The 18,426-nt window shown below is 61.0% G+C and carries 23 protein-coding genes and 1 pseudogene; 14 read left to right on the top strand and 10 right to left on the bottom strand.

The window, feature by feature from the left end; all coding sequences use genetic code 11:
- Window positions 1-96 precede the first annotated feature (96 nt).
- A complete protein-coding gene (locus EOC94_RS28860) occupies window positions 97-843 on the bottom strand; it encodes a 3-oxoacyl-ACP reductase family protein (protein ID WP_127294877.1) in 747 nt (248 codons plus the stop codon).
- A 101-nt stretch (window positions 844-944) separates the two neighbouring features.
- Between EOC94_RS28860 and EOC94_RS28855 the strand changes: the two genes are divergently transcribed.
- Window positions 945-1,559 carry a TetR/AcrR family transcriptional regulator gene (locus EOC94_RS28855; RefSeq protein ID WP_127294875.1) on the top strand — a complete coding sequence of 205 codons (615 nt, stop codon included), beginning with the start codon at window positions 945-947 and terminating at the stop codon, window positions 1,557-1,559.
- 63 nt (window positions 1,560-1,622) lie between these two features.
- On the opposite strand, the gene EOC94_RS28850 is transcribed toward EOC94_RS28855, so the two are convergent.
- Window positions 1,623-2,534: an alpha/beta fold hydrolase gene (locus EOC94_RS28850; RefSeq protein ID WP_127294873.1), complete on the bottom strand. Its 912-nt coding sequence runs from the start codon at window positions 2,532-2,534 to the stop codon at window positions 1,623-1,625.
- Between the two features lie 47 nt (window positions 2,535-2,581).
- On the opposite strand from EOC94_RS28850, the gene EOC94_RS28845 reads away from it, so the two are divergent.
- The gene (locus EOC94_RS28845; RefSeq protein ID WP_091590958.1) at window positions 2,582-3,034 is read left to right on the top strand and encodes a MarR family transcriptional regulator; all 453 of its coding nucleotides are present in this window, start codon (window positions 2,582-2,584) and stop codon (window positions 3,032-3,034) included.
- A gap of 20 nt (window positions 3,035-3,054) precedes the next feature.
- Here EOC94_RS28845 and EOC94_RS28840 read toward each other — a convergent pair whose 3' ends face one another.
- The 3 genes from EOC94_RS28840 to EOC94_RS28825 all read right to left on the bottom strand — a co-directional run bounded on the left by EOC94_RS28840 (window position 3,055) and on the right by EOC94_RS28825 (window position 5,270).
- Window positions 3,055-3,666: a pyridoxamine 5'-phosphate oxidase family protein gene (locus EOC94_RS28840; protein WP_095486833.1), complete on the bottom strand. Its 612-nt coding sequence runs from the start codon at window positions 3,664-3,666 to the stop codon at window positions 3,055-3,057.
- A 422-nt stretch (window positions 3,667-4,088) separates the two neighbouring features.
- Window positions 4,089-4,727 (bottom strand): glutathione binding-like protein, encoded by a 639-nt coding sequence (locus EOC94_RS28830; protein WP_127204546.1) that lies wholly within the window; start codon window positions 4,725-4,727, stop codon window positions 4,089-4,091.
- A gap of 183 nt (window positions 4,728-4,910) precedes the next feature.
- Window positions 4,911-5,270 carry a DUF971 domain-containing protein gene (locus EOC94_RS28825; RefSeq protein ID WP_185928347.1) on the bottom strand — a complete coding sequence of 120 codons (360 nt, stop codon included), beginning with the start codon at window positions 5,268-5,270 and terminating at the stop codon, window positions 4,911-4,913.
- A gap of 193 nt (window positions 5,271-5,463) precedes the next feature.
- Between EOC94_RS28825 and moaA the strand changes: the two genes are divergently transcribed.
- The 11 genes from moaA (at window position 5,464) to EOC94_RS28770 (ending at window position 14,155) form a co-directional block, all read left to right on the top strand.
- On the top strand, window positions 5,464-6,459 hold the full coding sequence (gene moaA / locus EOC94_RS28820; RefSeq protein WP_127204547.1) for a GTP 3',8-cyclase MoaA: 996 nt from the start codon (window positions 5,464-5,466) through the stop codon (window positions 6,457-6,459).
- A gap of 149 nt (window positions 6,460-6,608) precedes the next feature.
- Window positions 6,609-7,529 (top strand): DMT family transporter, encoded by a 921-nt coding sequence (locus EOC94_RS28815; protein WP_095486843.1) that lies wholly within the window; start codon window positions 6,609-6,611, stop codon window positions 7,527-7,529.
- Window positions 7,530-7,588: 59 nt separating this feature from the next.
- Window positions 7,589-8,215: a molybdenum cofactor guanylyltransferase MobA gene (mobA, locus tag EOC94_RS28810; RefSeq protein ID WP_095486845.1), complete on the top strand. Its 627-nt coding sequence runs from the start codon at window positions 7,589-7,591 to the stop codon at window positions 8,213-8,215.
- Window positions 8,212-8,721 carry a molybdopterin-guanine dinucleotide biosynthesis protein B gene (gene mobB / locus EOC94_RS28805; RefSeq protein ID WP_095486847.1) on the top strand — a complete coding sequence of 170 codons (510 nt, stop codon included), beginning with the start codon at window positions 8,212-8,214 and terminating at the stop codon, window positions 8,719-8,721. The genes mobA and mobB overlap by 4 nt, the downstream gene beginning before the upstream one ends.
- Window positions 8,722-8,924: 203 nt before the next feature.
- Complete coding sequence (locus tag EOC94_RS28800) at window positions 8,925-9,707, top strand: ABC transporter substrate-binding protein (RefSeq protein WP_127294871.1); 783 nt, start codon at window positions 8,925-8,927, stop codon at window positions 9,705-9,707.
- A 117-nt stretch (window positions 9,708-9,824) separates the two neighbouring features.
- Complete coding sequence (locus tag EOC94_RS28795; RefSeq protein WP_127294870.1) at window positions 9,825-10,538, top strand: ABC transporter permease; 714 nt, start codon at window positions 9,825-9,827, stop codon at window positions 10,536-10,538.
- Entirely contained in the window at window positions 10,535-11,350 is an 816-nt protein-coding gene (locus tag EOC94_RS28790; RefSeq protein WP_127294869.1) for an ABC transporter permease, read from the top strand. Before EOC94_RS28795 ends, EOC94_RS28790 begins: the two co-directional genes overlap by 4 nt.
- A gap of 64 nt (window positions 11,351-11,414) precedes the next feature.
- The gene (locus EOC94_RS28785) at window positions 11,415-12,284 is read left to right on the top strand and encodes an NAD(P)-dependent oxidoreductase (protein WP_127294868.1); all 870 of its coding nucleotides are present in this window, start codon (window positions 11,415-11,417) and stop codon (window positions 12,282-12,284) included.
- A gap of 8 nt (window positions 12,285-12,292) precedes the next feature.
- On the top strand, window positions 12,293-12,997 hold the full coding sequence (locus EOC94_RS28780) for a DNA alkylation repair protein (RefSeq protein ID WP_127294867.1): 705 nt from the start codon (window positions 12,293-12,295) through the stop codon (window positions 12,995-12,997).
- On the top strand, window positions 12,957-13,538 hold the full coding sequence (locus EOC94_RS28775; protein ID WP_127294866.1) for a GNAT family N-acetyltransferase: 582 nt from the start codon (window positions 12,957-12,959) through the stop codon (window positions 13,536-13,538). The genes EOC94_RS28780 and EOC94_RS28775 overlap by 41 nt, the downstream gene beginning before the upstream one ends.
- A 44-nt stretch (window positions 13,539-13,582) precedes the next feature.
- The gene (locus EOC94_RS28770) at window positions 13,583-14,155 is read left to right on the top strand and encodes a DUF3299 domain-containing protein (RefSeq protein ID WP_245465675.1); all 573 of its coding nucleotides are present in this window, start codon (window positions 13,583-13,585) and stop codon (window positions 14,153-14,155) included.
- Between the two features lie 11 nt (window positions 14,156-14,166).
- Here EOC94_RS28770 and EOC94_RS28765 read toward each other — a convergent pair whose 3' ends face one another.
- The 4 genes and pseudogenes from EOC94_RS28765 to EOC94_RS28750 all read right to left on the bottom strand — a co-directional run bounded on the left by EOC94_RS28765 (window position 14,167) and on the right by EOC94_RS28750 (window position 16,691).
- A complete protein-coding gene (locus tag EOC94_RS28765; protein ID WP_006333679.1) occupies window positions 14,167-14,658 on the bottom strand; it encodes an Lrp/AsnC family transcriptional regulator in 492 nt (163 codons plus the stop codon).
- A 119-nt stretch (window positions 14,659-14,777) separates the two neighbouring features.
- A pseudogene (locus tag EOC94_RS28760) lies at window positions 14,778-15,472 on the bottom strand (uracil-DNA glycosylase family protein).
- On the bottom strand, window positions 15,412-16,023 hold the full coding sequence (locus tag EOC94_RS28755) for a glutathione S-transferase (protein WP_127294864.1): 612 nt from the start codon (window positions 16,021-16,023) through the stop codon (window positions 15,412-15,414). Before EOC94_RS28755 ends, EOC94_RS28760 begins: the two are co-directional and overlap by 61 nt.
- Window positions 16,024-16,067: 44 nt before the next feature.
- Window positions 16,068-16,691 carry a thermonuclease family protein gene (locus EOC94_RS28750; RefSeq protein ID WP_127294863.1) on the bottom strand — a complete coding sequence of 208 codons (624 nt, stop codon included), beginning with the start codon at window positions 16,689-16,691 and terminating at the stop codon, window positions 16,068-16,070.
- 75 nt (window positions 16,692-16,766) lie between these two features.
- Between EOC94_RS28750 and EOC94_RS28745 the strand changes: the two genes are divergently transcribed.
- The gene (locus EOC94_RS28745) at window positions 16,767-18,287 is read left to right on the top strand and encodes a HAMP domain-containing sensor histidine kinase (protein WP_127294862.1); all 1,521 of its coding nucleotides are present in this window, start codon (window positions 16,767-16,769) and stop codon (window positions 18,285-18,287) included.
- Window positions 18,288-18,291: 4 nt separating this feature from the next.
- On the opposite strand, the gene EOC94_RS28740 is transcribed toward EOC94_RS28745, so the two are convergent.
- Window positions 18,292-18,426 (bottom strand): nicotinate-nucleotide--dimethylbenzimidazole phosphoribosyltransferase (locus tag EOC94_RS28740; protein WP_185928343.1); only part of this gene is annotated, 135 nt, incomplete at its 5' end.

Raw genomic sequence — 18,426 nt, 5'->3', positions numbered from 1 at the left:
CATAAATTTCGGAAAGTCTGTTGCAGAACAGTTTCACAACACCGTGACGTCAGGAGCGAACTGGTTCCGCTCCGGTTCCAGGAATTGGCGCACGGGTCAGGCGTTGGCGCCGCCGTCGATAGTCAGTGCGGCGCCTGTCACGAAGCGCCCTTCGGGGCCTGCCAGCCAGGCGACCATGCCGGCGATCTCTTCAGCCTTGCCGAAGCGAGGGGTCGCCATCTTCTGTCGTTGGTGCTCGGCATGCGGGCCACCGGCCGGGTTCATATCGGTATCGGTCGAGCCCGGATGAACGACGTTGGCGGTGATCCCGCGCGAACCGAGATCGCGCGCCAATGCCTTGGTCAGGCCGACCAATGCCGCCTTGCTGGCCGAGTAGGCGCTGAGGCTGGTGTCGGTGACACGCTCCGCCAGATTGCTGCCGATCGAGATGATCCTGCCGCCCTCGCCCATATGCACGGCTGCCGCCTTAGAGGCCACGAACGGGGCTCTGACATTGACCTCCATGGTTTCATCGAAGTCGGCGAGCGATAATGTGTCGATCGGCGCGGCGCGCCAGATGCCGGCGCTGTTGACGAGGATGTCGAGCCGCCCAAAGGCCTTCACTGTCTCGCTGACCGCCCCCTGGATTGCGGCGGCGTCGCGGTTATCGGCTTTGATGGCAATGGCGCGACCGCCTGCTGCCTCAATTTCTCCCACGACCGCACGGGCCTGCTCCTCGCCGTTCACATAGGTGAGCGCGACATTGGCGCCGTCGGCCACAAGCCTTCGCGCAATGGCTGCGCCGATGCCGCGGCTGCCGCCGGTGACGAGCGCGACCTTGCCGTTCAAGCCGATGGAAGACATTTGTTTACTCCTTATATGTAGCGATCAATACATAAATGTCTGCCAGCCTTGCCCGAGCGTGTCAACTGATTTATGTATCAATCAACACAGAAATGGATACCATGCCGGAACGAGGCCGCCCCCGCACCTTCGATCGAACCGCTGCCTTGCGGCGCGCGATGGAGGTGTTCTGGGTTAAAGGCTATGAAGGTGCATCGATCAGCGACCTGACCGCCGCAATGGGCATCAACTCACCCAGCCTCTACGCCGCCTTCGGCTGCAAGGAGGCGCTCTTCCTCGAAGCGGTCGAGTTCTACACGCAGGTCGAAGGCACCGATATCTGGTCCGCTCTGGAAAAGGCGCCGACGGCACGCCAGGCTGTCGAGCGTTTTCTGCGTCGGACGGCCAAGGCCTATTCGCAGACCGATCGTCCGCAAGGCTGCCTGATCGCGCTCGGTGCGCTGCACCAGGACTCAAGCCGCGGCGCCATCTGCGATGACCTGCGCCGTCGCCGCGCCGAAAACCGCGCAGCCTTGCTCAGACGGCTGGAACGTGGCGTGGCGGAAGGCGAATTGCCGGAAAATTTCGACAGCCGCACGGCTGCGACGTTCTATGCGACCGTGCAGCACGGCATGTCGATCCAGGCGCGCGACGGCGCATCGCGCGCCGCCCTTTTGGCGACGGTGGCCGGGGCTATGGCCGCGTGGAAGGTGATGGCCGGCACCGACGCGGCGTGACAAATGCCGACTGTGATGGGGACCGCACTCCCGATCCCGGTACGGAGAAACGAGATATTCAGGTCAATGCAGCAGCGACGGTTCTCGGTGTTCGGCAACGAAGCCGATCGCGCGCTCGACCACGCCCTTGTCGGCGAGAATGCGGCGATGGCCGAGCCCGTCCGCCCAGTAGAGCGTGACGTGGTCGCCGGCGCCGGCATAGAGCCTCGCATGGTCGGCGGACACTTCGCGGTCGTCCGGCGCATGGATGACCAGCGTTGGCACTGGCGTGCGGGCAAGCTGGCGGTCGCCGACGAATTCGTGCAGCGGCCGGCCGGCGATGCGTTCGACCCGGTCCGCCATGGCGGCCTGCGAGCGTGGGCCGACACTGAGCATGCGGCTGAAATCGTTGAAGATCGCCGGCAGCGAGCTCGGGGCCGCGATCAGCACCAGCCGCTCGGCCGCCAGCGGCGTAATGTTCTTGACCGAACCGACGACGGCATTGGCGGCGACGGCGCCGCCGAAGGAATGGCCGACGACCGCCACGAACGGGCCGAACCATTCGCCGGTCAGCCGTGCGGCTTCGACAGCACTGACCAGTGTGAGTCGGCGGCCCTGCGACTGGCCGTGCCCCGGCAGGTCGAGCGAGACAACCTTGTAACCGGCGTCACGATAGCCTTCGATCAGCGTGCGCATATATTCGGTGCGCGAACGCCAGCCATGGATGACGAGCACCGTGCCGACGGCCCGCCTGCCCGGCTCTGGCCTGAATTCATGCGCCATGACGCACCCGTTTTTGGTCTTCAGCCGATGATGGCGCGCCTCGGCCATGAAGCCGGCGGCGCGGTCGACGGCGCGTCGCTCGCCGTCGCTGAGGATCTTGGCGTTCGGCGTGCGGCAGAACAGTTCGAACGCCGCACGCCCGGTAAGGCGGGGAGCCACGTGTTCGGCAGCGGCAAACACGCCCCGGATGACCTTCAATCCAAATGATGCCATAGTGGCGATCCATCCATTCGTTCAAGCATGAACATAATAGTTCAAACATGAACATTAAACAAGAGCTACCCTGGGACAACCCGCGTTTTCGCAACTGGGTCGCGGTGGCGCGCGCTTGCCATGTGCTGGAGCGCACGCTGGCGGTGAAGCTCGCGCCGCTGGACCTCAAGCCGGCGCAACTCGACGTGCTGATGAACCTTTACCGCCATCCCGGCATGTCGCAGCATGATCTCGCCCGCCGGCTGCTGGTCGGCCGTTCCAACATCACCATGCTTTTGCCGCAACTCGAGACACGCGGCCTGCTGCGCCGCGAAGGTGACCAGAAGGACAAGCGGGTGCTGCGGCTTACCTTGACCGAAGCCGGCACGGAACTTCTGATGCAGGCGCTGAAGGTCCATATGGCGCTGATCGAGAAAGCGATGAGCCAGTCGACGCCGGAGCAATGCGACATGATCGGCGAGCAGATGCGCAAGATTGCCGACGTTCTCAAGGAAGCGTGACGGGGCCGGTAGCGATCCGCTCACCACATCGACTTTTTCGCGCGCTCCGGCCACTCTTTGTCGTAGGCCTCGCCGTCGATGCCTTTCCGGCTGGTGATTTCCAGGATTGTTCCAGGTGTCGGCAGCGATTTCGGATCGACATGCCTCGCCGGGTTCCACAGTTCCGACCGGACAATGGCGCGGGCGCACTGGAAATAAACCGAATCGACATCGATGACCGTGACTGAGCGTGCCGGCTTGCCGTCGACGCTGAACGAGGCGCAGAGCGCGGCGTCGGTGGTGATATGGGCGCGGCCGTTGACGCGCAGCGTCGTGCCGGAGCCTGGGACCAGGAACAACAGGCCGACGCGCGGATCGCGAATGATGTTTTTCAGCGAATCGGCACGGTTGTTGCCGCGCCGGTCCGGCATCATCAGGGTTTTCGGATCGTGGATGCGAACAAAGCCGGCGAGATCGCCGCGCGGTGAGCAATCCAGCCCTTCCGGCCCGCTGGTCGCGAGCGCGACAAAGGGCGAGGCTTCGATGAAGGCAGCGTATTCAGGGATCACATGGTCGAGTTCCTTGACCAGCGAGGTCTCGCCGGGCAGGCCATAGAGCGCTTCGAGCTGTTCGACCGTGGTGATGACGGGCATGTTTTCGTCTCCGAGTATCCGCCGCCGCTACTCCATATCCGTGACGTTTTGACGACACGTGCTGCACGTCTTTTCGGTTGTCTGGAAACGGGTGTCGAACCAACGATATAAGGGGCAAGTCGCGTCAACCGTACGATACTGATCACGGAGACCGAAATGGATAAACCACTCGATCGGCGACGCACCGCCATGGAACTTCTTGAAAACATGTTCGAGGTTGAAATGCGCTTCCTGCAATCAGGGCCGGCGAGCCTCGACACGCTTGCTAGCGCATTTCATGCCGAGATTGTCGTGCATGAGCCGCAGTCCTTGCCCTATCGAGGCCATAGCGTTGGTTTCCCGATAAACAACGCTACCAGATTAAAGCACGAGCGAGTATTGATCGGTGGCCTTGCCAATCTTTGGATTCGGCAATGCAACAGCTACTCCCAGAGGGATATTCCTTCTTGCGCTATAGCTCGTTGCACAGCCGCACGTTCCTCCAGTCGACGAGTATGAGTGGTCCAAGCTGGATAAGTATTTTGCATATCAATGGCCATACGATTTCCCCACCGATAGAATACGAGCAAATATGGATCAACGATTGAGTAGCACTCTCCTATTGCCCAAACTCGGTCCTTCATCTTGGTATCTATAAGAGCAAATGCGGAGGCCAAATGCTCCTTTCCTCTTTCAACCAACGGCGCGTACATCGTTTCATCCGGTAAGAAAAAGTCGGCGCGCCAGATCATTCGGACGGCGACCGCGTGAACCGCACTGGATAGCCAGTTAAACCATTCGATGGAACGGACGACATTTGCTGCATCCGCTCCCAGGAGTCCCGTGTCTGGGTTCGTCAGGCCCAGGTGCAACAAAATTGCCGGCGCTTCAGTGAGAGTGAAATTCTCGGCAATGAGAACAGGGATTCGCCCTTTCGGATTGAATCGACGGAATTCGTCGGTTTTGGTTTCGGGATGGCCGGGAGACATCAACGCTAGCGAATATGGTCTTCCAATCTCCTCCATGACGATGTGAGGCGCAAAAGAGCATGAGCCTGGCGCAGCATAAAGTGTGTAATGCATTAGTTCCTCCGAAAACCGTATCTTTCTTGTTTCACTATGCACTGGTTGCGAATGGCATTTGGCTGGACCTGAAAGAGGTTTATGCTTCAAGGATGACCGGTTGATCGAAGGCACGCCGTTTTATCACGACACCAGCGAAATACTGGCGATCCTGCGTTGACCAGGGCGTCGTGCGGGAACCATTCAACGATCGCGGCTTAGCCCCTTGTCTTCCAACTCGGCGAGATAGGCGGCCCAGCGTGCCTCCTTCTCATGGCCCAGCGTATGCAGGTAATTCCAGGTGAAGATGCCGGTATCGTGGAAGTCGTCGAAGGTGATGCGGACGGCATAGTTGCCGACCGGCTCAATCTTCAGGATCGCAACATTGCGCTTGCCGGGAACGGTCACGCGCTGTTCGGGCGAATGGCCCTGCACTTCGGCCGATGGCGAGACAACACGCAGAAACTCCGCCGGCAATTCGAACGGCTGATGGTCAGGGAAGGTCACGGTAAGCAGCTTGCGGTCCTTCGAGACCCTCAGTTCCTTCGGCGCCGTCATGGTGATAGATTCCGCATCATCTGTCCTTTCCCTACGCCGCTTCGCGCAACGGGAAAAGGCCGCTTCGAAACTTCCGACGCAATCTGTCGGCGGCGCGATGTTACCAAAGATCGAGACCTCTTATCTTGAATAGCAGGTTGGATCGTATCACATAGCCATATATAACGATGCCGTTCGCAGCCACGGGAAACGCACGAGCATGGACATGATCGATCCTTTTGGTCGCACGATCAGCTACCTGCGCGTGTCGGTCACCGACCGCTGCGATTTCCGCTGCACCTATTGCATGGCCGAAGATATGGCGTTCCTTCCCAAGAAGGATCTGCTGTCGCTGGAAGAGCTCGACCGGCTGTGCACGGTTTTCATCGAGAAGGGTGTGAGGAAACTGCGTCTTACCGGCGGCGAGCCGCTGGTGCGCAAGAACATCATGCATCTCGTGCGCCAGATTGCGCGTCATCTCGAAAGTGGTGCGCTGGAAGAACTGACGCTGACCACCAATGGCTCGCAGCTTTCCCGCTTTGCCGCTGAGCTCGCCGATTGCGGGGTCAAGCGCATCAATGTCTCGCTGGATACGCTGGACCCGGAAAAATTCCGCCAGATCACCCGCTGGGGCAATCTCGACAAGGTCATGGATGGCATCGACGCTGCGCAGGCGGCGGGGCTGAAGGTAAAGCTCAATGCGGTGGCGCTGAAGGATTTCAATGACGCCGAGCTGCCGGAAATGCTGCGCTGGGCGCACGGCCGCGGCATGGAGTTGACGGTCATCGAAACCATGCCGATGGGTGAAATCGATGCCGACCGCACCGACCAGTATCTGCCGCTGTCGCTGCTGCGCGCAGCACTGGAGCGGCAGTTCACGCTGACCGACATTCCTTACAAGACCGGTGGTCCGGCCCGCTACGTCCACGTCGCCGAGACTGGTGGCAAGCTCGGCTTCATCACGCCGATGACGCATAATTTCTGCGAAAGCTGCAACCGCGTCCGGCTGACCTGCACCGGCACGCTCTATATGTGCCTCGGCCAGGAAGATGCCGCCGACCTGCGCGCGCCGTTGCGTGCCTCCGAAGGCAATGAACTGGTCGCCGACGCCATCGATGAAGCCATTGGCCGCAAGCCGAAGGGCCATGATTTCATCATCGACCGCCGCACCAACCGTCCATCGGTGTCGCGGCACATGAGCGTCACCGGCGGCTGATCTTCTCGCTCACACCGCCGAAATAAATCCTGCCGCTCTTGCGAGGAGGATGTAACGGGCCACGGAACGGCTGTGGACTAGCCCTTTGACGTTGCTGTTTTGCAGCCGGCTGCTAGAGGCTTGATGCAGAACCACAACCGGTAACGCCCTTGCCTCTTTCGCCAAACCTGCGCGGCGCGTTGTTCATGATGGTGGCCATGAGTGGCTTCACCCTCAACGACGCGATCAGCAAATTCTCGTCGGAATCCATGAACATGGCGCAGGTCATGCTGATCCGCGGCGCCTTCGCTTCGCTTTTTATAGGCCTGCTTGCCTGGCAACGCGGTGCGCTTGCCCTGCCCGGCTCGATGTTGCAGCCGATGGTTGCGGTGCGTGTCGCCGGCGAAGCCGGTGCTACCGTGTCGTTTCTCATTGCTCTTGCCCATCTGCCAATTGCCAACGTCTCGGCCGTGCTGCAGGCGCTGCCGCTTGCGGTGACGATGGGCGCAGCACTTGTGTTCAATGAAGGCGTCGGCTGGCGGCGCTGGCTGGCCATCGCCATCGGCTTTGCCGGCGTGCTGATCATTGTGCGGCCCGGCCTCGAGGGGTTCAGCATCTATTCCCTGCTGGCGCTGGCCTGCGTCGCCTGTTGCGCGGTGCGTGATCTCGCCACCACGCGAATACCGCAGGCCGTTCCGACATTGCTGGTGTCTACCGCCACAGCACTTGCCATGACAGTGCTGGGCGCGGCACTGCTTTCGCCAATGGGTGGGTGGACACCGATGACGGGAAAAAGCACGGCGCTGCTAGCGCTTGCGGCAGTGCTCGTGGTCATCGGTTACCAGTTCATCATCATGGCGATGCGGGTGGGCGACATCTCGTTCGTCGCGCCGTTCCGCTACACAGCCCTGCTCTGGTCGATCCTGCTTGGCCTGTTCATCTTCGGTGACGTCCCCGACCTGCCGATGATACTCGGCGCCACCGTCATCGTCGGCTCCGGCCTCTACACACTTTACCGCGAACGGATCGTCGGCCGGCGAAAGACAGCCGCCGAAAGCGCTGGACCTGATATGGCGCCGGACGGCATATAGACGAGCCCCGAGGGTCGCTAGAACCTGACGATTTGGGGCCGGCGAGAAGACAGCAGACGATGAACCGAGATATTGCAGGGATCATTCTGGCCGGTGGCCAGTCGCGGCGAATGGGTGGTGGCGACAAAAGCTTGCTTGCGCTGGGAGGCCGCCGCGTGCTCGACCATGTCGTCGCGCGCCTTGCCCCGCAAGTCGGACCGCTGGCGCTGAGCGCCAACGGCGATCCGACACGCTTTGCCAAGTTCGGACTGCCGGTGCTTGCCGATACGGTCGAGGGTTACGCGGGACCGCTTGCCGGCATCCTTGCCGGCCTCGAGTGGGCGTCCATGGCTTGCAGTGTGGTCGTCACTGTCGCTGGCGACACGCCGTTCTTTCCCGAGGATGTGGTCGGGCGGCTGGCCGCGGTGGTCAAGGAACGTCCCGGCGCGATCGCTGTCGCCAGTTCGGGTGGCAAGCGGCATCCGACGTTCGCGCTCTGGCCGCTTGGTCTGCACGACGCGTTGCGACGTTTCCTGGTCAATGAAGACAATAGGCGGGTTTTCGCCTTCATCGAGCGGCACGGCTTTGTCGATGTCGAATTTCCGATGTGGAACTCCGGTGGGCACGAGATTGATCCTTTCTTCAACATCAATACGCCCGACGACCTTGCCGAAGCCGAACGTCTGTTGCAGACCATGAGGCCATGATGAGACGCGTCTTCGGCATCACGGGCTGGAAGAATTCCGGCAAGACGACGCTGACCGAAAAGCTGGTCGCCGAACTTGTCCGGCGTGGCTGGAAAGTCTCGACGGTAAAACACGCCCATCATGATTTCGACATCGACAAGCCGGGAGCGGACAGCTTTCGCCATCGGCAGGCCGGAGCCACGGAAGTCGCCATTGTGTCAGACAGGCGCTGGGCCCTGATGCATGAATTGCGCGGCGAGGACGAGCCGACGCTGGACACGATCCTGTCGCGGCTCGGCACCTTCGACATCGTGCTGGTCGAAGGCTACAAGCGCGAGGCGCACAGCAAGATCGAAACACGGCGGCTGGAGGCCAAGGACCGGGCACCGCTTTCGGCAAATGATCCGCATATCGTCGCCATCGCCGCCGACTTCGCCATAGCGGGCGAAAGCCTGCCTGTCTTTGATCTCGACGACACGAAATCGATAGCCGACTTCATCGAGCGCGCGACAGGCATGAAGCGCTGAGGGCATTTGCGAAGGGGCCCTATTTCGCCGCTATTAGGCCTGCCCCAACGTCATCATTATCCACGAATGCAAATCCCGGAAGCAACGGTTTTTGCAGTTGCTTTTTTTGGGGAAAGAGTGGGAGTATCGCGCCAGCGGGCGGTCAAAAGCACCGCCCACAGAGCCGTTTGGAACGACGGCCGGGACATACAGAGAGGACCATCATGCGTATTGCATTGCGTATAGCGCTCGCCGCATCGGCCGCGCTGCTGACGCTGGGCGTTGCCCAGGCTCAGGAAAAGACTTTGAGGATCGGCACCGAAGGCGCTTACCCTCCGTTCAACAACCTGACCGCCGACGGCCAGCTCGTGGGCTTCGACATCGACATCGCCAAGGCACTCTGCGACGAGATGAAGGTGAAGTGCACATTCGTCGCGCAAGATTGGGACGGCATCATCCCGGCGCTCCAGGCTGGCAAGTTCGATGCAATCGTCGCATCGATGTCGATCACCCCGGAGCGTGCCGAGAAGGTCGACTTCACCCACAAATACTACAACACGCCACCGGCAATCGTCGCGCCCAAGGACAGCGACATCAAGGGCGTGACCAAGGAGGACCTGGCCGGCAAGACGATTGGCGTGCAGGGTTCGACCACGCATTTCAACTATTCGACCGCAACCTACACCGACAGCACGATCAAGCCTTACCCCACCGCGCAGGAATACCAGCTCGATCTCGCCAATGGCCGCGTTGATGCGGTCAACGACGATATCACTGTTCTCGAAGGCTGGCTTGCCACGCCTGAGGGCGCCTGCTGCAAGGTGATCGGTGCGATCAGGCCTGACATCAAGATCCATGGTCCGGGCGCCGGCATCGCGGTGCGTAAGGGCGAGACCGAGCTGGTCAACCAGTTCAATGCGGCGATCGACGCCATCCGCGCCAACGGAAAGTACAAGGAAATCAACGACAAGTACTTCAAGTACGACGTCTACGGCGGCGAGTCCTGATCCTTATGGATCTGATAGCGAACGGCGGGACATTCCCGCCGTTCGCACAAGGGGCGGCGCACGAGGGGTGACGCCGCGCTGCTCTCAAAGAGCCCATAAAGGAGAACAGGCAGGCGGATGCAAAGCGTTTGGACGCTGCTCAGTTGGGGCCCCGAAGGCTGGCTCGACGACATTGCCTATGGCGTTTTCATCACCGTTTCGCTTGCAGCCGCGACCCTGCCTGTCGGTCTGGTGATCGGCTTTCTGGTCGCACTGGCCAAGCAATCCGACGAGCCGTCGCTGCGGCTGGCCGGCAACATCTACACCACGATCTTTCGCGGATTGCCCGAGCTGCTGACGCTGTTCATCATCTTTTACGGCGCGCAAATCGGCATCCAGCAAGTGATGCGCCTGTATGACCCGACCGCCGCGGTCGAAGTAAACGCTTTTGTTTCCGGCATGATCGCGCTCGGCGTCGTCTTCTCGTCCTACGCCAGCGAGGTCTTCCTCTCCGCATTCCGCGCCATCCCGAAGGGACAGTATGAGGGCGGCTATTCTGTTGGCCTGTCGGGCTGGCAGACGATGCGACTTGTGGTCCTACCTCAGCTTATCCGTATCTCGCTACCGGGCCTTGCCAATCTGTGGCTCATCCTGCTCAAGGACACGGCCCTGGTGTCCGCCATAGGTCTTACCGACATATTGCGGCAAGCGGGCGTCGCCGCCCGCGTCACCAAGCACGCCTTCCTGTTTTTCGGTGTCGCCGCCCTCATCTATCTGCTCCTCGCCATCATATCGTCCTTCGGCATAAACGCGATCGAACGTGCGGTCAGCCGCCAGCAGGTGCAGCGATGAGCGTAGCCGCCATCGACCGACCGCCGGCTCTGCCACGCGGCTGGTCCCGGCAACGTATTCTCGGCTACGCGCTGGTCTGTCTGTGGATCGCTTTTCTCGCCGGGATCGCCGCCTACCTCATTCTCGCCTGGAACGGCGAGCTTTTCGCGAAATACGCGCCCGGCTATGTATCGGGACTTGGCATCACTCTGCTGCTTGTCGCCATCTCGATCGTGCTCGGTGCGATCCTGTCGGTGCCGATCGCCTATGCCCGCATGTCGAAGAACCGGGTTCTTTCAGGTCTTGCCTATGCCTATGTCTATTTCTTCCGCGGCACGCCGCTGCTGGCCCAGACCTTCCTTGTCTATTACGGCGTAGGCTCCTTCAGGCCGCAACTCGAGATGGTCGGCCTCTGGGGTTTTTTCCGCGAGGCGTTCAACTGCGCAATCTTCGCCTTCTCGCTCAACACTGCCGCCTATCAGGCGGAAATCCTGCGCGGCGCGATCCAAAGCGTGCCCAGGGGCCAGTGGGAGGGCGCCTCCTCGCTCGGCCTGCACAAATTGCAGACGATGTGGAAGGTCATACTGCCGCAAGCACTGATCGTGGCGCTGCGACCCTACGGCAACGAGATCATCCTGATGATCAAGGGCTCGGCGATTGTCGCGATCATCACCGTCTATGATCTGATGGGCATCACGAAACTCACCTATTCGCGCACTTTCGACTTCCAGTCCTATGTCTGGGCGGCGATCATCTATCTGATCATTGTCGAGATACTGCGCCACGCGGTCGAGTGGATAGAACGGCGCATCACGATACATCTGCACCGCTGACTCCCATAGCTCTGCCTGATCCGCTAAGAAGGCCGGAAGCAGGCTTATAAGGGATTCGAAAAACATGGCATCGGTGGCATTTCTCGGTCTTGGCGTCATGGGCTATCCAATGGCCGGGCATCTCAGGAACAAGGGCGGCCACGACGTTACCGTCTACAACCGCACCAAAGCAAAGGCCGAGCAATGGGTTGCCCAGCATGGCGGCAGTGTCGCCAACACGCCGGCCGAAGCCGCCGACGGCAAGGATTTTGTCTTTTCCTGTGTCGGCAATGACGACGACCTGCGTGCGGTGACGATCGGGGCCGAGGGTGCGTTCCAGACGATGAAGACGGGAGCCATCTTCATCGACAACACCACAGCGTCGGCTGAAGTCGCGCGCGAACTGGCGGAGAAGGCGCAACTGCGCGGGTTCTCGTTCCTCGACGCACCGGTTTCCGGCGGTCAGGCCGGCGCCGAAAACGGCGTGCTGACGGTTATGGTCGGCGGCGAGCAGAAAGCCTTCGATAAAGCAAAGCCCGCCATCGATGCCTATGCCCGCATGGTCGGGCTAATGGGCCCGGCCGGCTCCGGTCAGCTCACCAAGATGATCAACCAGATATGCATCGCCGGTCTTGTCCAAGGGCTGGCCGAGGGTATCCATTTCGGCAAAAAAGCCGGACTCGACATCGAAAAGGTCATCGAGGTGATTTCCAAGGGCGCGGCCGGCTCGTGGCAGATGGAGAACCGCCACAAGACGATGAATGCCGGCAAGTATGATTTCGGCTTCGCTGTCGACTGGATGCGCAAGGATCTCGGCATCTGCCTGGCGGAGGCCGATCGCAACGGCGCCAAGCTGCCGGTGACGGCACTTATCGATCAGTTCTATAAGGATGTGCAGGGGATGGGTGGCAAGCGCTGGGATACGTCTTCGCTGCTGGCGCGATTGGAAAAATAGGCTTTGTCGTGGCCGAGCTGTCGCCTCAGTCCAGCGCCGAGGAAATTGTCGCCCATCTGCGCTCGATCGGCTCGGAGGAGAATCGCCTTGGCATGCTGCGCTACGGCATCAAGATCGAACGTGCGCTCGGTATCTCGCACGGCGTGCAGAGGCAGATTGCCAAGAAAATCAAGCGCAACCATGAACGTGCCTTCGAGCTATGGCAGTCGGGCATCATGGAAGCGCAGTTCATCGCTTCCGTCACGGCCGACCCGAAGCGGTTTTCTGCCGCGGATGCAAGGCGATGGGCGGCGACCTTCGACTCATGGGATATCGTCGACGGCGTCTCCGATCTCTTTGTCGACACGGATTGCTGGAGGGAGCTGATAGAGGAGTTCGCGGCCGACGAACGGGAATTCGTTCGACGCACGGCTTTTGCCATGATGGCCTGGTCGGTGGTCCACCGGAAGAAGGAACCAGAGGCGACCTTTATCGACTTCCTGCCGACCATTGAAGCGCATGCCACCGACGGCCGTAATTTCGTGAAGAAGGCGGTGAACTGGGCGCTTCGTTCGATCGGCAAACGATCGACAAATTTGCACGGCCCTGCCCTTGCGCTGGCACAAAAGCTGGCTGCCTCGACCGACAAGACGGCACGCTGGATCGGCAAGGATGCTGCAAGGGAACTTTCCGATGCCAAAACGCTCGAGCGGCTCGCCGCCAGAAAAGTTTGATCGGACCGAGATTCGCTTTGCGGAGGTGACGCGTTCGACGCGCGCCGATTTCGAGAACCTGTTCGAGCAGCATGGCGCACCAAAATACTGCTGGTGCATGGCCTGGCGCCATCTCGAAAACCGCGAGCATGTGTCCAACGATGAGAGGAAACGGGCGATGATGGCGCTCATCGCGGCCGGCACACCGGTCGGCATTGTCGCTCATGCGGAAGGCAAGACCATAGGTTGGTGCTCGGTGGCACCACGCGAAACCTACCGCAAACTGTCGCCTCAGCAGGACGACAGCGAGACGGGCATCTGGTCGATCGCCTGCTTCTATGTGCCGAGGGCATTGCGCAGCCGCGGGCTGGCGGCCGCACTGCTCGACGCGGCCATCGATCACGCCTTCGCCAAAGGCGCCAGGACGATCGAGGCCTATCCGGTCGACCAGGAATCGCCGAGTTACCGTTTCATGGGCTTTCGAGACATGTTCGTCGCCCGCGGATTCCACGAGATCGGCATGGCCGGCTCGCGCCGCCATGTGATGCGGCTTGAACGTTGACGCTGTCGGCGACGGCAGCTTAACTCCTGTCAAATGGAGAGCACATGATGAGCAATCGTCTCAAATCGACAGCGGCGCTGGCGGCCGTGCTGATTTCCATCGCGGCGGGCAGCGCTTCCGGCGAAACCGCGCACATATTCTGGAAGGACCTGCGCCCGGCAACCCAGCCCGCTGCCGAAAGTGTCGGATTGCCGATGATCGCGGCAAAAATGCCTGATCATGGCGAGACGCTGTCTCTCAATCTGCAGGACAAGACCATCCAACTGGCGGGATATGCGCTGCCGGTCGATCGCGAGGGCGATCTCGTCTACCAGTTCCTTCTGGTGCCGTGGACGGGTGCGTGCAGCCACATGCCGACGCCGCCGCCCAACCAGATCGTGCTCGTCACGCCCGCCCAGCCGTATCGGATGTCGCAGGCCTACCAGCCCGTTTCCGTGACCGGCGCATTGGAGCCGGGCATGGAAAAAAGTCAGCTCTTCATCCTCGACGGCGCCAGCGTCATCCAGTCTGGCTACACCGTGCGCAAGGCGGAGGTGATGGGCGTCGATAAGGTGCCGGACACCATCACGCTGCCAGTAAACTCGCCCTGGAGTTTCCTAAACAAAAAGAAGAACTAAGGAAAATTTCCTCAGGCAGCGTTCGCGCCCGATTCCTTGTCCAGCACCATATAGTCCAGCGGCATTTCGGTCGTGTACTTGATCTGCTCCATGGCAAACGACGACGACACGTCGCGGATCTCGATCTTGGCGATCAGCCGCTTGTAGAAGGCGTCGTAAGCCGCGATATCGGGCACCACCACCCGCAAGAGATAGTCGACGTCGCCGCTCATGCGGTAGAACTCGACCACTTCCGGAAATTCCTGGATGACCTCCGAAAAGCGCCGCAGCCATTCATGGCTGTGCGAATTGGTGCGGATCGACACGAACACGGTGACGCGCACATTGACCTTTTCATGATCGAGGATGGCGACGCGCCGCTTGATGACGCCTTCCTCCTCGAGCTTCTGGATGCGCCGCCAGCAGGGCGTGGTCGACAGCCCGACTTTCTTGGCGACATCGGCGACCGCGAGCGTCGCGTCCTCCTGCAAGAGGCGGAGGATTTTTCTGTCAAGGCGGTCCATTGGGTGCTCCCACGGGAATAGATTAGGAATAGATTGGCTATAGTCCTTCTTATTTAGGCCGTTCACAAGAAAGAAATTCTGCCAAATGGCGGAAAAGCGAGTGATTTCTTGCTATCGCCTCAACCGAGGCGATAGCGGATTTCCGATCTCAGAAATGGCAGCAAATCCATTTCAAACCACGGATTGCGCTTCAGCCAGCCGGTGTTGCGCCACGACGGATGCGGCAACGGCAGCACTTTCGGGTTGCCGGGCGCATCCCAAATGGTGCGCCAATCCATCACCGTCTCCGTCAGCGACGGACGACGCGCGGCGCCCATGTGCCACGATTGCGCATAGAGGCCGATCGTCAGCACCACGTCGACCTGGGGCATCAGTGCCATCAGTGGCGCGCGCCAGGCCGGTGCGCATTCGCGGCGCGGCGGCAGGTCACTGCCCTTGGCATCCTGGCCGGGAAAGCAAAAACCCATCGGCACGATGGCGAACTTTGTCGTGTCGTAGAATTCTTCGCTGCTGACGCCCAGCCAATTTCGCAATCGATCGCCGGAGGCGTCGGTGAACGGCATGCCGGTGACATGCACCTTGGTACCCGGTGCCTGGCTGGCAATCAGGATGCGGGCGCTCGACGACGGCCTGAGCACCGGGCGCGGCTCGTGCGGCAACGGCCGGCCGATCGGGTTTTCGACGCAGATACGGCAGGCGCGTACCGTCGCCGCGAAGTTTTCCAGCTCCTCGCTCATTCTCCGGGACTCATTGTCAGGCGGCGGCGCTCGGCCGGCTGGAGACTGCCTGATGCCAGCGCAATACATTGCTGCACTCCTCCGGCACCCTGATGCGCGCCGGCTTCATGAAGTCGATAGCGATCAACCCGGTGATGTCGGCGATCGAATAGGTTTCGCCGGCGATGAATTCCCTGTTCGCCAGTTCCTCATCGAGGATTTTCAGGAATTCGATGGCTTTCGGCTTGTTGGCCTCGCCCCATTCGGGAATCTGCGGAACTTCCCATTCCTTCATCGCCGGATGGATGTGCCGGAACGCGGCGGCGACGCAACCGAGCAGGTTGAGCTCCATGCGTCTTTGCCACATCTCGACCAGCGCCTTGCCAAGCGCGCCGCGCCCGAACAAAGCCGGTTCCGGATGGAGTTCCTCGAAGTAGCGGCAGATGGCTACGGATTCGGTGATGACGGTGCCGTCGTCGAGTTCGAGCACCGGCAGGCGCTGCAGCGGGTTGCGCGAGCTGATCGTCTGCTCTTTGTGCTCCATCGCGCCCATATCGACGGGCACCAGCGGAACCTGAATACCCTTTTCGGCGAGGAAGACGCGTACCCGCCGTGGATTGGGAGCGCGGCCGCCGTCGAAGAGTTTCATTCCATCCATCCTCCGGGTTGATCCGACAAATTATACGTTGCTGCTCACCAGAAGCGAAAAATTTCTCGCAAGGCATCGCCGATCGAAGCCAAACTACCGTGCTTTCTTTCGACAACCTCGTGACCATGGCTCTCGCGCCAATTGTGCGGCTCGTCGAAAGTGCCGGCCCAGATGCCGGCCTTGCCGGAACGAGCGGCGGCTTCGTCGGTTTCAAAATCGCCATAGGCAACCGCCCAGCCGGCCTCGACCTGGGCGCGGTTGAGATCCTTGCCGCCGGCCTTGCAATCGCCGAGCAGCCGGCCGTAGCGATCGCGCTGCCAGCCGGTGCAGGAGACGGGTTTGCCTGATATCAGCCTCACCAGCGACTGCCGCGCCAGCTTGCCGCAGGCATAGTCGGCGCCGTCCCTGCGGCAGATTTGCGAATATTCGGGCGCGTCAATGCCACGCATGCGGATGCGGTCGGTACCAAGCGTGATCGTATCGCCGTCATTGACGACGGCGGCACCCTCCGCCTTGCGCGTCTCGATCGGGTCAAGGCGCGCTGCCAGAAGGATCAGCAGACCGAGGACGATGACGGCCAGTGCGTAGTCCACCAGCCGGCGCCAAAGGCTTCGCGGCCGCGGCGGCACGTATCGCTGTGGCGGCCGCCACGACCACGAACGGCTCATATGGCAAACCGTTGGTTAATCATTCGAACGTAGCTTAACAATTTGAAACCGCTGCCCGCATAAATTGAAGTCTCCATGCCCTCGCAACGCTCGACCACAGCGGACAAGTTTATTGTGGACCGCAGGAAACCCCACCGCAACAGCGATGTGGCGCGCGCGGTGCGCAAGACGCGCGACCGTCTTTCGCAGCAGGTCGGAAATCTTGATTTCGACCGCGAGCTCTTAAAACTCCACGCCCGTGCGATGATAGGCAGCGCGACCATCGTTCCGATTCTCGTCCTGGCGACCGCTGCGACGGGTCTGTTTGCTGGGGTGGGTAACGAAATTGGCGTTTGGGCGCTTTTTACGCTCATCTGCTACACCATCGTCGTGTTCATGGCGAGGCGCGTCGACCAAACGGAAGCTGCCGAACTCAACCCGCTGCAAACGCACAGTGATTTCCTGATCGGCCACTTCCTTTGCGGCCTGGGCTGGGCCTGGTTCGCCTGGCTCGGTTGCGACGCTTGCCAGGTAGATCAGTTCCAGCTGATCAAGGCGGTGGTGCTGCTGCTTGCCATGGCGGCGACCGCGATTACTGCGTCATCGCTGCGCGGTGCGCTGCTGTCGACCTTTGCCGTTCCGGTGGCGGTCTATGCCTATGCCGGTGCGAGGCAGTGGATTCCGGTCGAGCTGATCATGGCCGGTTTGCTAATCGTCTCGCTGCCCTTCTTCGTCTATGTGGCGCGCCAACTCAATCGCTCGTCCTTGATGTTGCTCTCGTTCCGCTCCGAAAAAGACGCGCTTATCGCCGAATTGGACACGGCGAAATCGATGTCGGACGAAGCGCGGCGACGGGCGGAAGACGCCAATCTGGCTAAGTCGCGGTTTTTGGCCTCGATGAGCCACGAGCTGCGGACGCCGCTCAACGCCATTCTCGGTTTCTCCGAGGTAATGGCGAACGAGGTGCTCGGACCGATGAGCAATCCGACCTATCGCGACTATGCTCGTGACGTACACGACTCTGGCCAGCATCTGCTCGATCTGATCAACGAAATCCTTGACCTCTCGCGCATCGAGGCGGGCCGCTACCAGCTCAACGAGGAGCCGATGATGCTCCTCTCCGTCGTCGAGGATTGCTGTCACATGATGGAGCTGAAGGCGCGCAATAAGGACATCCGTATCGTCCAGGATTTCGAAAGCGCCTTGCCGCGCCTGTTCGCCGACGAACGCGCGGTGCGACAGATCGCGCTCAATCTTTTGTCGAACGCCATCAAGTTCACCGGGACTGGCGGCGAAGTCCGCGTGCGTGTCGGTTGGACGGCGGGCGGCGGTCAATACCTCTCCGTTAGGGACAATGGGCCCGGTATACCGGCAGACGAGATTCCGGTCGTGCTGTCCGCCTTCGGCCAGGGCTCGATCGCCATCAAGAGCGCCGAACAGGGCACCGGGCTCGGCCTGCCGATCGTCCAGAGCCTGCTCGCATTGCATGGCGGCGAGTTCGAACTCCATTCCAAACTGCGTGAAGGCACCGAGGCCATCGCCATCTTCCCGCTGAGCCGGGTAATGGAGGAATTGCCTGCACTGCCGACCAAGGCGGTTGCCGCCCGGCGGCGCTAGTCGCCTAACGAACCGCCGCCGCCATGCCCGAACTGGTGAGCGCGGCTGCCTTGACCAGACCCGCGGCAAGGGCCGCCCCTGCCCCCTCGCCGTGGCTCACGCCGAGATCAAGCAGCGGGCGCAGGTCGAGCCGTCCGGC

The sequence above is a fragment of the Mesorhizobium sp. M6A.T.Ce.TU.016.01.1.1 genome (assembly GCF_003997065.1).
Lineage (GTDB): Bacteria > Pseudomonadota > Alphaproteobacteria > Rhizobiales > Rhizobiaceae > Mesorhizobium > Mesorhizobium mediterraneum.
The sequence above is the reverse complement of the archived record's forward strand: the minus strand, read 5'-3'. Positions and strand labels throughout refer to the sequence as shown.